The organism is Dictyoglomus turgidum DSM 6724 (assembly GCF_000021645.1).
GTDB classification, from domain to species: domain Bacteria; phylum Dictyoglomota; class Dictyoglomia; order Dictyoglomales; family Dictyoglomaceae; genus Dictyoglomus; species Dictyoglomus turgidum.
This window is the reverse complement of record NC_011661.1, coordinates 1689520-1701689: the sequence shown is the minus strand read 5'-3', so window position 1 is coordinate 1701689 and position 12170 is coordinate 1689520. Positions and strand designations below refer to the sequence as shown.

Here is a 12170-nt window from a genome sequence, read left to right as displayed (position 1 = left end):
TTTTAATCTAAATTTATCCCAAGAACTCTTTTGATGATTAATCCAATAGCAAAACTTATAAAGGATACTGAGAATATTATGATGGACATTTCGACAAATCTTTTCTTAAAATCTAAGTCTTTTGCCACTGAAATATAGTAATTAAAAATCAACACTAATAGTATGGAAGAAACTAAAGCCAATACAAGAGACAAGGCATAGTTAGGTGTGAGTAAGTAAGGAAAAATCAATATTATTACTGTTATGATATAGGTTATGCCTGTAATAATAGCTGCTTTTAGAGGGTTTCTCTCAGAACTTTCAGCTTTAGTAGATAAATACTCTGATCCAGCCATGGAAAGAGCCGCTGAAATTCCGGTAACAAGTCCTGAAAGAGATATAAGTTTATTGTTTTGAAAGGCAAAAGTTAAGCCTGCCAAAGTTCCAGTCAATTCTACCAATGCATCAGAAAGACCTAAGACTATAGATCCCACATAATGTAATCTCTCTTCGTCGAGGATTTCTAATAGTTTTTGCTCATGAGTTTTTTCTTCTTCTATGATTTTGTTTATATTGGGGAGAGAAGATAGAAGATCGCTGTAACCTTCTATAGCTCTATCTTCTCCCCTTTCCATAAGTTTTGTAGTGAAAGTGAATCCCAATATTTTGGTAAGGAATAAAGTAAGGAAAATCTTTATTTTATCTGGTTTTAAATCTTTCTTGGTATAATCTTTAAGTTGATTGAAATGCTTTAATTCATCCTCAGCAATTTCTAAAAAGATTTTCTTATTCCTCTCGTCTCTTTCCCACTCAGAGAGCTTTTTGTATACAAAGTATTCAGTGATCTCGTTTTTTTGCATTTTTTCAAGAATCATAATTAATTTCTTGTCCATGTTTCTCCTCTTTTGTATTTTTTATATATTATACAATTGACTTTGGTTTTATGTTAATAATATAATTTTTTAGTACTAAAAAAAATTATGAGTATTTGGAGGTAGGAGAATTGAAGCCGGTAAATATTAAAAGTATGAGAATGACAAATGTTTCTCTTGTTTTGGATACTATAAGGAGAATGGGACCTATCTCCCGTTATGATATTTCTAAGATTACAAAATTAAGTCCTTCAGCTGTTTCTAGTATTGTGGAAAATTTAATAAATGTGGGCATAGTTAAAGAGACCCCTGCTAAAGTCACTAAGGTAGGAAGAAGACCTATAGAACTTACTTTAAATGAAACAGGATATTACCCTATAGGTATAGAGATTGAAAAAGACAAAATAACAGGAATACTTATGGCTCTTTCTGGGAAGATTTTAAAAAGCAAGGTAATAAATTTAAATACTACTGATGTAAACGAGGTCCTGGGTAGTGTGGTGAATGTTTATAGATCTCTTATAGAAGATGTGAATAAAGAGGAGATAATTGGAGTAGGGGTTGCAGTTCCAGGAACCATAAATAGAAAAGAAGGGGTATGTATTTTTTCTCCAAATCTTGGTTGGAGAAATATAAACATAAAAGAGTATTTAGGACAATATATTAAAGATTATCCCCTTTTTATTGAGCATATAATAAAGGCAGTTACCTATGGAGAGATGTGGTATGGAGCAGGGATTGGAAAGGATAATATCATATGTGTAAGGGTTGGAAGTGGCGTGAGTGCGGGTTTTGTACTTGATGGAAAGTTGTACAGAGGTCCTAATGATAGAGCTGGAGAGTTTGGACACACAGTAATAGAAAGAAATGGCAAAAAATGTAAATGTGGTAGTTATGGATGTTTGGAAACTTATGTCTCTACCCAAGTTCTATATGAAAAGGTTTTTGAAGGTATACAAAAAAATGCGTATACCAAGGTAAATATTGAAAATAAAACAAAAGATGAAATATTAGATGAGATAATAGAGGCAGGAAAAAGTGGGGATAGATTTATTTTAAATATTTTTGAGGAGATGGGAACCTATTTGGGGATTGGCATAGCTAATCTTATAAATCTTTTTAATCCAGAAATAATCATAATTGCAGGGGGATTGTCTAAGGCGGGAGAACTCCTTTTAGAACCTGTAAGAAGGATTGTTAATCTTCATGCTTTTCCACCTATACCTGAGATCATGGTTACTAAACTTGGAGCATTGACAGGTCCCATAGGGGCAGCATCAGAGGTAATTGAAGAGACTTTACTTAAAAAAATCTTTGAGAAAACAGAGGAGTAATTAATAATTCTTTTTTATAAAGAGTGAGATAAGGAAGAACGTTGTAGCTATCATTACAATAGTAGAGCCTGTAGGAATATTGAAGTAATAAGAAAGAATTAGTCCAAGAGTAATGAAAATTAAATTAAGAAGAATTGTGAATAAGATTGATTTTTTAATGTCCTTAACAAAGGGAATAATAGTTGCAGCAGGTATTATAATAAGAGCTGAGGATAAAATAATTCCTACTAATTTGCTTATAAGGACAATAGAGATTCCAGTGAGCATAAGGATCCATCTCTCAATTTTAAAAACCTTAATTCCTGATGCTTCTGCTGTCTCCTTATCAAAGAGTATAAATATGATCTTCCAATAATTTTTAACAAAGAATATTAAAGTTATGGCTGTGAGAAGTAATGTCAATATAATATCCTCTTCTTTTACTGAGAGAATGCTTCCAAAGAGAAAACTAAAAAGGTCAGTAGTATAGCCCTTATGAAATGAAAGTAAGAGAGCACCAAGTGCCATAGATGAGGAGTAAAATATCCCTACAGGAATTTCCTGTTTTAAATTAGATCTTTTCACAATGTGGGGTATGCTCCATATTAAAAAAAGAGTGAAAAGGATAGCGGTTAAAGTCATATTTATTCCTAAAAGATAGCCAATGGCAAGTCCTCCGAAAACTGCGTGGCTTATTCCTGCACTCATAAAAGTCATTCCACGATAAATCAAATAAATTCCTATTATGCTTGAGAGTATACTTATTAAAACTCCTGTAATGAGAGCTCTTTGGGTAAAGGTATAAGTAAGGATCTCCATTTACTCCTCCTTATGGGTAAGAAATAGGAAGTTTTCTCCATAAAGCTCTTTTAAAGTACCATGTATTGCTATTTCCTCGGGGCAACCATGAAGATAAAGTTTTCTATTTAGACAAGCTAATTTATCTACCTCTTTAGTGATTATACCAATATCATGGGATACCAAGATAACTGATGTATTTTGTTTTTTAAAGTTTCTCAACAAGGTGTAAAATTTATTTTGGGTGCTAATATCTACTCCCACCGTAGGCTCATCAAGGATTAATAATTTAGGTTCTTGAGCAAGGGCTCTTGCAATAAGTACCCTTTGCTGTTGTCCTCCTGAAAGCTCCCCGTAGATTTTATTCTCTATATCTTTTATCTCCATTTCCTCCATAACCCTATCAATTAAATCAAAATCATAGGCAGTTAATTTTTGCCAATTATTCGCCACCCTTCTTCCTAAGGCTACGATTTCTTTAACTTTTAGGGGTAAATATTTTTCTAAATCAGGCTTTTGAGGTACGTAGCCTATCCATTTTTTCTCTTCATTTAAGAATTGTACATCTTTATTGAAAACTTTTACTGTTCCCTTTAATGGTTTAATTATCCCTACAATAATTTTTAGTAAAGTAGACTTTCCTGCACCATTGGGACCGATTATACCTAAAAATTCTCCTTCTAAAAGGTGCAAATTTATGTTCTCAAGTATAAGCTCATGGTTATAGCTATGATAGAGATTTTTTATCTCAAGGATTTTGTTCATTAAAGATCACCTTTAGTATAATTACATTTTCTTTAATCAAGCTAAAATAATCTTTATTATATCCTAAAGGATCCATATCCACCAATTTTACTCCTGTCTCTTTTTGTATTGTTTCCAATGTGGGATTATTCACAAAGGGCTCTTTAACAATATATTTTATGTTCTCCCTTTTTATAATCTCAATTATCCCTAAGATCTTTTTAAGGGATGGCTCTTTCCCTTCACCTTCTTCTATATATGATAGGACCTCTATATTATATCTTTTAAAGAAGTAGTAAAAGGAAGGATGATAAGCTATTATTTTCTTATTTTTGAAAGTAGAAAGTTCTTTTATAATATATTTGTGTAGTTCATCTATTTTCTTGTTAAAATCGTTTAGGTTTTTTAGGTAATAGCCTTTATTTGAAGGATCAAGAGTTGAAATTTTATTATAGATTATCTTTGCCATGTCTTTTACCAATATAGGGTCAAGCCAGAAATGAGGATTGGATTCCCTAACTTTCAAGTAATCCGAGATTACTAAAACATCTTTTTTAGCAGAATCGGCAAGTTTTTTTGCCCAAATATCCACGTCCTTCCCATTGATGATTACGAGTTTCGCCTTTTCTATTTCTCTCATGGTTTCTGAAGTGGGTTCAAAGAGATGAGGGTTAGTGTTAGATGGTAATAAAATGGAGATATTCCATAATTTTCCTACAATGTACTTGGTAATGCTACCAATGGGATATATGGAAACTGCGAGATTTTTCTCTTGAGGATAGGACATGGAGAGTATAAGAAAAACTATAATTAGGAGTTTCCATATTTTGTTCTTCATTTCTTTCCACCTCCCATTTTTGTGTTCTAATTATATCACAATAGAAATTTGTGTTAAAATTTATAAAATAAAAATAAAATAAAGTGAGGTTTGATATTATGAGAGAGGGAAGAAAACCAGAATATATAGGCTTATACAATAAAAATCTTGTTCTTGAGATTCTTATAAAAATAGGTCCCAAATCTAGGGCAGAACTCGCAAGAATATCTAAGTTGACAAAGACGGCCATATCTGAGATTGTAGACGAGCTCATTGAAAAAAATATTCTTATAGAGGTAGGAAAGGTTGAAACTTCAAGGGGTAGGAGACCTACTAAATTGACCATTAATCCTGAGTTAAAGGTTTTAGCGATTGATTTAAGTGGATTAGAGGGAAGAGTAGGAGTTGTCAATGCTAATGGAAAAATTGAAGAAGATAGGTATCATCCTATAGAGAAGAAAGAGGATCTCTTTCAACTCATAGATCCTTTGCTTATAAAATACAAAAATAATGTAGTAGCTATTTCTCTTTCGGTTCCCGGTATTATTGATAAATATAATGGAGAAGTAATTCTCTCTGTAGGTTTAAACTGGAAAAACTTTAAATTAAAAGAATTTTTGAAAGAAAAATATCCTAATTATCCTATTTACATGGAGAAAGATACAAATTCTGGACTCCTTTCAGAACTTTGGTTTGGTGAAGGTAAAAATTTCAATATTCTCTTTTATCTCTTGTTTGAAAAAGGCATAGGACTTGGGATTTACTATAAAGGGAATATTATTGAAGGCTTTAATAATATTGAAGGGGAGATTGGACATACTATAGTAAGTAAGGAAATAGGAGAAAAATGTTGGTGTGGAAATAAAGGATGTCTTGAGAGTATTGCTTCAATTCCAAAGATTCAGGAAAAGATATTGGATTTGGGAAGTTTAGAGAAGGCACTCATAAATTATATCCAAGATAACAAAAACTCTGTCTTGCAAGAAATCTTTGAATTTCTCGGAATTTCTTTAGCAAATACTATACATATTCTTGCACCTGAAGCCATATGTATCTCTGGTAATAGGGGTATGACAAAGGATATCTTAAATCTTTTTACTAAAATTCTTAAAGACAAAGTTGATAAATATGTCTTTGAATATTTAAAAGATAAGATATATTTCTATACATCACCCTTGGGAAATGATGGGCTTCTTATTGGAGCAGGTATATTAGGTTTTATAAACTACTTTAGAGAATTACTAAAATAAGATTTATTCTATTTTTTATCTTCAAATGTTATAATAGTTTAAAAAATTGGGGGAATGATATTTATGGAATGTAAGATCCTGATAGGGGGAGAAGCAGGTCAGGGAATTCAGACTGTATCAAATATTCTTTCAAAATATTTTTTTAGGATTGGCTATTATGTATTTACTGTTGAAAGCTATCAATCTCGTATTAGGGGTGGGCATAACTATAGTCTCCTTAGGATATCCGACAGACCCATATATGCCATTGATGATGATAAAATAGACATTCTTATTGCTTTAAATTTGGAAACTATTAAGTTGCATATTCCTGAAGTAAAGAGAGAAGGGTATATCCTCTGCGATGAGAACATAAACACAGAAGATTTTCCTAAGGAAGACAGAATTATTAAAATCCCTGTTAGGAGGATAACCCAAGAATTAAAGTCAAGACTTGTAGAAAACACCATCTTTTGTGGAGCTCTTCTTGCATTAAGTAGGGGAGATATGGAGGAAATGAAAAGGGTTATTTCTGAAGGTTTCAAAGAGGAGTATTTTGAAATAAATTTAAGAGCCTTGGAAGAAGGTTATAAACATACTCTAAATTTGGGAAAGAGTTGTGGGAAATTTCCTAAGAGAAGTAGAGGTAAAAGATTACTAGTAAATGGGGCTGAGGCTGTAGGATTTGGAGCCATAGTTGCAGGTTGTAAATTTTTAGCTTCCTACCCTATGACTCCTGGTACAGCGGTTATGAACTTTATTGCAGAGCATGAATTGGATTTTGATATAGTGGTGGAACAGGCAGAAGATGAGATAGCTGCAATCAATATGGCAATTGGAGCTTTCTTTGCTGGGGCAAGGTCTATGGTTACTACTTCTGGTGGAGGTTTTGCTCTAATGGTAGAAGGGTTAAGTCTCTCAGGTATGACAGAAACACCAGTAGTTATTCATATAGGTCAGCGTCCAGGACCTGCGACAGGACTTCCCACAAGAACTGAACAAGGTGATCTAAATTTTGTGGTTCATGCAGGACATGGTGAGTTTGCAAGATACATCACTGCTCCAAGAGATCAAAAGGATGCTTTTTATAAAACCATAAAGGCCTTTGAACTTGCTGAAAAATATCAAATCCCATCTATAATTCTTACCGATCAATACCTAATTGACTCCAAAGCAGTAATAGAAGGATTGATTCCGCCTTCTGAAATAAAGTCCTATAGGACAAAAGGTAATGCTGATTACTTAAGACATAGAATTACTGAAGACGGGGTTTCTCCCTTTGCTATTCCAGGAGAATCAGAAGCTCTTGTGATTACCGATAGTGATGAACATGATGAAGAGGGGCATATAACAGAAGACCTTGAAATTAGGAAGAAAATGGTAGAAAAGAGGATGAAGAAAAAAGAACTTTTACTAAAAGAGATTGAGGAACCCCTATTCTTTGGTGTGGATAATCCCGAATTTGTATTTATCGGATGGGGATCTACTTATGGCGTAATAAGGGAGGGAATAGAGAGGCTAATTAATGAAGGTTACCCTATTGGGCATCTACATTTTTCCGATGTGTATCCTATAGCTAAAGAATCCTTGGAGAAATTTAAGGGAAGGAAACTTTATACCATAGAACAGAATTATCAAGGACAATTTGCTGCTTTATTGAGAAAGGAAACGGGTATAAATGTGGAGAGAGGAGTAGTTAAATATAATGGATTTCCCTTTTATGTGGAAGAGATTATAAAGGGGGTAAAGGAGATAATGGGATGAGAATAGAGGATTTTGAAAACAATCAAATACCTGCATGGTGTCCTGGATGTGGAAATTGGTCTATCTTAAATTGTTTGAAAAGGGTTCTTTCTGAATTAGAAATTAAACCTAAGGATCTTCTTATGGTCTCAGGAATAGGTCAGGCAGCAAAGGCACCCCATTATTTTAAATGCAATCTTTTTAATGGACTTCATGGAAGGGATATTCCTGCTGCTGTGGGAGCTAAAATTGCTAATAAAGATTTAATAGTAATTTGCGAGTCTGGAGATGGAAATACCTATGGAGAGGGTGGTAATCATCTTATACATAACATTAGGAGAAATTTAAATATAAAGGTTTTTGTCCATAATAACCAAATTTATGGTCTTACAAAAGGACAAGCATCGCCTACAAGTGATCAAGGAATGAAAACAAAGGTACAGCCCTTAGGGGTTCCTTATAAGCCCCTAAATCCTATAGCCTTAGCCATATCTCAGGGGGCATCTTTTGTGGCAAGGTCTTTTTCAGGAGATCCAGATCATTTAGTGGAGATGATGAAGCAAGCTATTTTACACAAAGGTTTTGCTTTGCTTGATATTCTTCAGCCCTGTGTTACCTTTAATAGGATAAATACCTATCAATGGTATAAGGAAAGAATTTATAAACTTGGTCCAGATTATGATCCTACAGATGTTATGAAGGCTTTTGAAAAGTCTTTAGAATGGGGGAATAAAATACCTATTGGGATTATCTATAAAAACGAAAGACAAACTTTTGAGGAAATTTTACCTCAACTAAAAGGTGAACCCCTTTATAAGAAGGTTAGATCGCCTGTTGAGGTTTTTGAAAAGATAGTAAAAGAGTTTCAGTAAAATTAAAAGTATATTTAGTAAACATACTTTACAAAAATTTTGGGGTGGTTTATAATATCTTTAAACTTGTTTTGAGGAGGTTTACCTCATGAAGGTAGTTGTTATTGGAGGAGGGAGTACCTACACCCCAGAATTGATTGAGGGATTTTTTGATATATGGGATAAAGTTGATTCCTTAGAAATAGTTCTTATGGATATAGATGAAAATAGGTTAAATATTGTCTATGAGTTTTTGAAGAGAATGATCCATAAAGTCAAAGCTAAAATAGATCTTAAAAAATCCACTGATCTTGATAAGATACTTCCTGGAGCTGATTTTATAATAAATCAAATCAGAGTAGGAGGAAACAAAGCAAGACTTCTTGATGAAACAATTCCTTTAGAATTTAACCTTTTAGGACAAGAGACTACAGGCCCTGGTGGCTTTGCTAATGCATTAAGAACTATTCCTGTGGTTTATAATATTGCTAAGAAAGTTGAAAACTATGCTCCAAATTCCTATTTTATTAATTTTACAAATCCTTCAGGAATCATAACTGAGATGCTCTTAAATTATACAAAGGTAAAGGCTATAGGTTTGTGTAATGTTCCTATAAATTTTCAAAAGTTTTTTGCAGACCTTGCTGAGGTAGATATGAAAGAGGTTTTTTTAGATTATTTTGGGTTAAATCATTTAAGTTTTGTAAGAAGGATTTTTGTTAGAGGTGAAGATAGAACCAGCGAACTTTTGGAGAAGGCAAAAGAGAAAGCTTCAGATTCGGAAAAGAAAATAATAGATTACTTAAAGATGTTTCCTAATTATTATCTTAGATATTATTACTTTCGAGAAGAGATGGTTGAAGAGCTAAAGCATAAACCTAAGAGGGCTGAAGAAGTTATGAAAGTAGAGGAAGACCTTTTAAAGCTTTATCAAGATCCAAATCTTGATACAAAACCAATGGAGCTTTCTAAAAGAGGAGGGGCTTTATATTCTAAGGCTGCTGTAAACTTAATATCACATCTTTATGGCTTGCAGGAAGGTTTTCAAATAATCAATGTGAGAAACGATGGAAGTATTCTTGATCTTCCTCAAGATAGCGTAGTAGAGATACCTGTTTATGTACAAAAAGATAGATTTCACAGATATGTTATCGGGGGTTTACCTATAGAAGTTAGAGGATTAATACAAGCGGTAAAAGTTTATGAGAGGCTAACCATTGAGGCAGCTATGGAAGGTTCGTATAAAAAAGCTCTCTTAGCTCTTTCTCAACATCCCCTTATTTCTTCTCTTTCTCTTTCTGAAAAACTGTTAAATAAATTAATAGAGGTGAATAAAGGACTCTTTCCAGAATTGAAGTAATATAAAAAGGAGAAGATTGAAGATGAAGTATTTTCTCGGAGTGGATGCGGGGGGAACAAAGACGGAAGCTGTTATTTTGGATGGGGAAGGAAGGATAGTAGGTATTGGGAGGTCTGGTCCTGGGAATTATGAGGGAATAGGAGTTGAAGAAGCAAAAAGAAATTGGATTTTAGCAATTGAAAAGGCAAAGGGGGAAAGAAGGAATATAGAGTTTGAGGTTGCCTGTTTTGGGCTTGCTGGAGCAGATTTTCCCGAAGATTTTATTATGCTTGAGAAGGAGATTAAAGAACTTAATATAGCAAAGGAATTTATAGTGGAGAATGATGCTCCCATTGCTCTTAGAGCTGGAAACAAAGAGTTTTGGGGAGTAATTATTGTGATGGGAACGGGAAATAATGGTTATGGAAGAGCAAAGAATGGTAGATGGTATAGGTATTTTGGTGAGGGATATATTTTTGGAGATTGGGGTGGCGCTTCTTCTATAGTACAAGAGATGCTTTTTCATGCTTTTAGATCCTATGATGGAAGGGGAGAAAAGACATTATTAGAAGACATTGTTCTTAACTTTTTTAATGAAAAGGATTATGTTGATCTTGCTAAAAGACTCTATTATAATCCCTCAGAATATAACAAGGCATTAGAACTTGCTCCTTTACTCTTTGAGGCTGTAAGAATGGGGGATAAGGTAGCCATAAAAATTGTAGAAAGGGTTGTAGATGAGACTGTTATTTCAGCTTATAATCTTATGAAAAAACTAGATCTTTTAAGGGAAGAAACTCCTGTGGTTCTTGCAGGAAGTGTTTATAAAGGAGCAGAATGGCTTCCCGAATATATTCAGGGAAAGTTAAGGGTTTATGCAGAAAAGTGTAAAGTAATCCCTCTTAAGATTCCACCAGCTGTAGGAGCAGTACTTATTGCTTATGAGAAAGGAGGCTGTGTCCTAACGGATGAAATTTGGGATTACTTATGGAATTTTGATTATAACAGTGCTATAAGAACCTAAAATCACTTTGTTATTATTAAGTTTAGCATTTCTAATATAGAGAATATCCTCATTTTTTACGCTAAAACTAAGGTTAAAGGTGGTTTCTACTCTATTTAGATTGTGAATAACTATTAATCCTTCGTTGTTTAGTTCTCGCTTATAGGCAAGGATAGATTTGTCTTGAGTTTCTATCCTCTCAATACTTCCCAGAGATAAAGCTTTATATTTACTTCTTAACTCTAAAATTCTTTTGTAGTGATTATATATACTATTAGGATCTTTTTCTTCCGTATCAAAGGCTATACCGTTTCCTATAAAATTATATCTTGGGATGATCCAATAGGTCTGATACTTGGATTTCATATCATCGGTCCATTTGAAGGGCTCCCTTATATACTCATCAGGTTTTGCTCCCTCCATTCCTATTTCTTCTCCATAATATATAAAAGGAGTTCCTGGTAAAGTCAAATAAATAGATCCAGCAAGAATACTCTTATCTATGCTTCCTCCGAAAGATGTTCTAACTCTTACTTGATCATGGTTTCTCAAAAAGATGGCATCAATAAAGTTAGGATTGCTTTCTTTAAAAAGTTCTCTTTCAAATTGTAGGAATTCTATAAGTCCTAAGTCTCTTTGGTTTGCTACAGAATTTATTATTTTATCAGCGAGGGGAAAATTAAAGTTTGATGGTAAACCTTTGTAATATTCTGCTATCTTATACTCATTATCCCAAACCTCACCTACAAGATAAATATCAGGTTTTATACCTTTTAGATATGAGTAGAACTCCTTCCACCATTGGATGTTTTTATAGTCATCATCGTAGATATGTTTGACTGCATCAAGTCTAAATCCATCAACACCCTTTTCTATCCAGAATTTTGCAATCTTCTTAACCTCTTCTCTTACTTTGGGATTGTCAAAATTTAGATCAGGCATTTCTGACCAAAATAATGCATAGTAGTATCCTGTGGGTTTTTGATACCATAAATTAGGATTTTTATCAGGCTTTTTTGGACTCCATATATAATAGTCCCTATAAGGGGAAGTGTAAGAAGATGTAGCAGAGACAAACCAAGGATGTCTAGAAGAAGTATGGTTTATTACTAAATCAAGAATAATTTTAATATTTTTTTCATGGGCTTTTTTTACCAAATTTTCAAAATCTTCTAAGGTACCATAAGCGGGATGAATATCATAATAATCAGTAACGTCATAGCCATGATAGCTTATTGAGGGAAAGATGGGCATCAACCATAAAGCATTAATATTTAGATTTTTAAAGTAGTCTAATTTCTCTATAAGTCCATTTATATCTCCTACCTTGTCTTCGTCACTGTCTGCAAAGGATCTTACAAATACCTCATAGAAGATGGAATCTTTATACCAGGGTTCATTATATCCATGAATATAGGTTATAAAAATTAAGAGTATAAATATGAGGACAAAAGCTTTCTTAATGAAGAACTTTTTTCTCAT

General features: G+C 33.3%; 11 protein-coding genes. 6 read left to right on the top strand and 5 right to left on the bottom strand.

Going from position 1 to position 12170, the window contains the following annotated elements; genetic code table 11:
- Positions 1-2 precede the first annotated feature (2 nt).
- Positions 3-872: a VIT1/CCC1 transporter family protein gene (locus DTUR_RS08705; protein ID WP_012584032.1), complete on the bottom strand. Its 870-nt coding sequence runs from the start codon at positions 870-872 to the stop codon at positions 3-5.
- A gap of 110 nt (positions 873-982) precedes the next feature.
- On the opposite strand from DTUR_RS08705, the gene DTUR_RS08700 reads away from it, so the two are divergent.
- Positions 983-2185: an ROK family transcriptional regulator gene (locus DTUR_RS08700; protein ID WP_012584031.1), complete on the top strand. Its 1203-nt coding sequence runs from the start codon at positions 983-985 to the stop codon at positions 2183-2185.
- On the opposite strand, the gene DTUR_RS08695 is transcribed toward DTUR_RS08700, so the two are convergent.
- From DTUR_RS08695 to DTUR_RS08685, 3 genes are read right to left on the bottom strand one after another with little or no spacing between them, the layout of a single operon-like run.
- Entirely contained in the window at positions 2186-2983 is a 798-nt protein-coding gene (locus tag DTUR_RS08695; protein WP_012584030.1) for a metal ABC transporter permease, read from the bottom strand.
- A complete protein-coding gene (locus DTUR_RS08690; RefSeq protein ID WP_012584029.1) occupies positions 2984-3727 on the bottom strand; it encodes a metal ABC transporter ATP-binding protein in 744 nt (247 codons plus the stop codon).
- On the bottom strand, positions 3711-4544 hold the full coding sequence (locus DTUR_RS08685) for a metal ABC transporter substrate-binding protein (protein WP_012584028.1): 834 nt from the start codon (positions 4542-4544) through the stop codon (positions 3711-3713). Before DTUR_RS08685 ends, DTUR_RS08690 begins: the two co-directional genes overlap by 17 nt.
- A 98-nt stretch (positions 4545-4642) precedes the next feature.
- On the opposite strand from DTUR_RS08685, the gene DTUR_RS08680 reads away from it, so the two are divergent.
- The 5 genes from DTUR_RS08680 (at position 4643) to DTUR_RS08660 (ending at position 10709) form a co-directional block, all read left to right on the top strand.
- Positions 4643-5773 carry an ROK family transcriptional regulator gene (locus DTUR_RS08680; RefSeq protein WP_012584027.1) on the top strand — a complete coding sequence of 377 codons (1131 nt, stop codon included), beginning with the start codon at positions 4643-4645 and terminating at the stop codon, positions 5771-5773.
- A gap of 63 nt (positions 5774-5836) precedes the next feature.
- Positions 5837-7516, top strand: a complete 1680-nt coding sequence (locus DTUR_RS08675) for a 2-oxoacid:acceptor oxidoreductase subunit alpha (protein WP_012584026.1) — start codon at positions 5837-5839, stop codon at positions 7514-7516.
- Positions 7513-8367 (top strand): 2-oxoacid:ferredoxin oxidoreductase subunit beta, encoded by an 855-nt coding sequence (locus tag DTUR_RS08670; protein ID WP_012584025.1) that lies wholly within the window; start codon positions 7513-7515, stop codon positions 8365-8367. Before DTUR_RS08675 ends, DTUR_RS08670 begins: the two co-directional genes overlap by 4 nt.
- Positions 8368-8455: 88 nt before the next feature.
- Positions 8456-9706, top strand: a complete 1251-nt coding sequence (locus tag DTUR_RS08665; protein WP_012584024.1) for a 6-phospho-beta-glucosidase — start codon at positions 8456-8458, stop codon at positions 9704-9706.
- A gap of 22 nt (positions 9707-9728) precedes the next feature.
- Complete coding sequence (locus DTUR_RS08660) at positions 9729-10709, top strand: N-acetylglucosamine kinase (RefSeq protein WP_012584023.1); 981 nt, start codon at positions 9729-9731, stop codon at positions 10707-10709.
- Here DTUR_RS08660 and DTUR_RS08655 read toward each other — a convergent pair.
- Entirely contained in the window at positions 10671-12170 is a 1500-nt protein-coding gene (locus DTUR_RS08655) for an alpha-amylase family glycosyl hydrolase (protein WP_012584022.1), read from the bottom strand. The two genes, DTUR_RS08660 and DTUR_RS08655, sit on opposite strands and share 39 nt — an antisense overlap.

Excerpts from the sequence above, each read along its gene's own strand:
- DTUR_RS08695 (WP_012584030.1), bottom strand. The coding sequence starts at position 2,983 with ATGGAGATCCTTACTTATACCTTTACCCAAAGAGCTCTCATTACAGGA.
- DTUR_RS08690 (WP_012584029.1), bottom strand. The coding sequence starts at position 3,727 with ATGAACAAAATCCTTGAGATAAAAAATCTCTATCATAGCTATAACCAT.
- DTUR_RS08665 (WP_012584024.1), top strand. The coding sequence starts at position 8,456 with ATGAAGGTAGTTGTTATTGGAGGAGGGAGTACCTACACCCCAGAATTG.
- DTUR_RS08670 (WP_012584025.1), top strand. The coding sequence starts at position 7,513 with ATGAGAATAGAGGATTTTGAAAACAATCAAATACCTGCATGGTGTCCT.
- DTUR_RS08675 (WP_012584026.1), top strand. The coding sequence starts at position 5,837 with ATGGAATGTAAGATCCTGATAGGGGGAGAAGCAGGTCAGGGAATTCAG.
- DTUR_RS08685 (WP_012584028.1), bottom strand. The coding sequence starts at position 4,544 with ATGAAGAACAAAATATGGAAACTCCTAATTATAGTTTTTCTTATACTC.
- DTUR_RS08655 (WP_012584022.1), bottom strand. The coding sequence starts at position 12,170 with ATGAGAAAAAAGTTCTTCATTAAGAAAGCTTTTGTCCTCATATTTATA.
- DTUR_RS08660 (WP_012584023.1), top strand. The coding sequence starts at position 9,729 with ATGAAGTATTTTCTCGGAGTGGATGCGGGGGGAACAAAGACGGAAGCT.
- DTUR_RS08705 (WP_012584032.1), bottom strand. The coding sequence starts at position 872 with ATGGACAAGAAATTAATTATGATTCTTGAAAAAATGCAAAAAAACGAG.
- DTUR_RS08680 (WP_012584027.1), top strand. The coding sequence starts at position 4,643 with ATGAGAGAGGGAAGAAAACCAGAATATATAGGCTTATACAATAAAAAT.